Annotated in this window: 2 protein-coding genes; both read left to right on the forward strand. The window is 71.0% G+C overall.

What is annotated here, in order from left to right; translation table 11 throughout:
• The first annotated feature begins 117 nt into the window (after positions 1–117).
• Positions 118–678 (forward strand): hypothetical protein, encoded by a 561-nt coding sequence (locus F6X68_RS32555; protein ID WP_132231850.1) that lies wholly within the window; start codon positions 118–120, stop codon positions 676–678.
• A gap of 16 nt (positions 679–694) precedes the next feature.
• Positions 695–1,609 (forward strand): WXG100 family type VII secretion target (locus F6X68_RS32560; protein WP_370519024.1); only part of this gene is annotated, 915 nt, incomplete at its 3' end.

Below are 1,609 nucleotides of genomic sequence, written 5' to 3' on the forward strand. Positions count from 1 at the left end.
GGCCCGACGCCCACCGGCGGAACCCACCCGTACGGTGCGCCGCCGGCACCACCCCCGCCGGCCCCCGGCGGACACCAGCAGTAAGCCACATTGTCAGTCGGCGACGGGGAGGAACCGATGACGGACGATAGGACGGACCAGCCGGAGGAGATCCGGGTGGACACCCCATACATGCCCATCACCCCGCTGGCACCCACCGTGCATGTCAGCGGCATCACGATGGACAACGTCAACCGGGCGCAGACCCCCTCCGGCCTGGTGCCGGGGTCGGGCGAGAGCGGCGACAACACGGAGTGGGACGCGTCCAGCCTGGACAAGGCCATCGAGTGGTTGGAGTCGCACGCCTCGTTTCTCAACAAGCAGTCGTACACGATGGTCGAGATCCAGGACCGGATGGGCGGCGCGGCGGCGTCGGGCGGCATGAACGGCGTGGGGGGCGGGGCGACGAGCCCGCTCGGCGCCTTCGACCGGGCGGGCGACCTGGCCCGCAAGCACGGCAGCCTCTTCACCACCACGCAGCAGAGCGTCCGCAAGCTCGCCGAGGACCTCTACCAGGCCGCCAACGCGCTGCGCGAGGTCAAGGAGAACTACGAGACGGCGGAGAAGGCGAACGCCATGTCCGCCGCCGAGATGGAGCGCGCCTTCAGCCAAGCCGCCACCAACGGATCCAACGGCTGATCGGGAGGGTGACAGGATGCCGAGCTGGGAAGAGATGTGCCAGCAGATCGTCGTCGCGGGCAGGCCGGGCGACGTCACCAGCGCCGCCCTGGGCTGGGAGCAGCTGCTGAAGAACCTGAACTCCGTCAAGGAGAGCCTGGAGACGAACGTCGCCGATCTCGGTGAGGTGTGGAAGGGCCCGGCGTACGAGTCCTTCAAGACCCACGTCAAGCAGATCGCCACGGACACGGGCCGGGTCGTCGACGACGCCGAGAAGCACAACGGCATCGTCCAGTCGCTGAAGACCGCCGCCGACAAGCTGAGCGCCGCGCAGGCCGAGTTCCCCATCCCCGCGAGCTGCGTCAACGACGTGCTGGAGGCGCGCAACGGCCGCATCGTGATCGACACGGGCCTCTTCGAGATGAAGGTCAAGCCCGACTTCCTGGGCCTGCTCGACCCGCTCACCTCGCTCGCCGACTGGCTCAACGACAAGTCCGACGAGGCGGCCAAGGTCTACAACCAGGTCAGCGGCGAATACGTGACCATCGACTCGGGCACGCCCGGCCAGACCACGCCGGGCACCACCCAGTCGCCGGACGTGCAGACCCCGGACCTCGGCGGCGGCCCCGGCGCCGGCAGCACCGGCGGCGCGCCCAGCATGGGCGGGATGCCCTCGACCGGTGGCATGCCGGGCGGTGGCATGCCGTCGCTCAGCGGGGCCGGCGTGCCCGAGACCGGGACCACCGGGATCGGCTCCACCGCGCACCCCGGCCTGACCACTGGCGGCTACGACCCGAGCGGTGGTTACGACCCCAACGGTGGCTACGACCCGAGCACGGGCAGCCTCGCCGACGACTACGGCAGCGGTCTGGCCGGTGCCGGCGCCCCGACGGTCCCCGCGCTCGGCGGCGGTGGCGGTGGCGGCGGCCTGCCCGGCACCACCGGGCTCGGT

It is taken from the genome of Micromonospora sp. AMSO12t (assembly GCF_008806585.1).
GTDB classification, from domain to species: domain Bacteria; phylum Actinomycetota; class Actinomycetes; order Mycobacteriales; family Micromonosporaceae; genus Micromonospora; species Micromonospora reichwaldensis.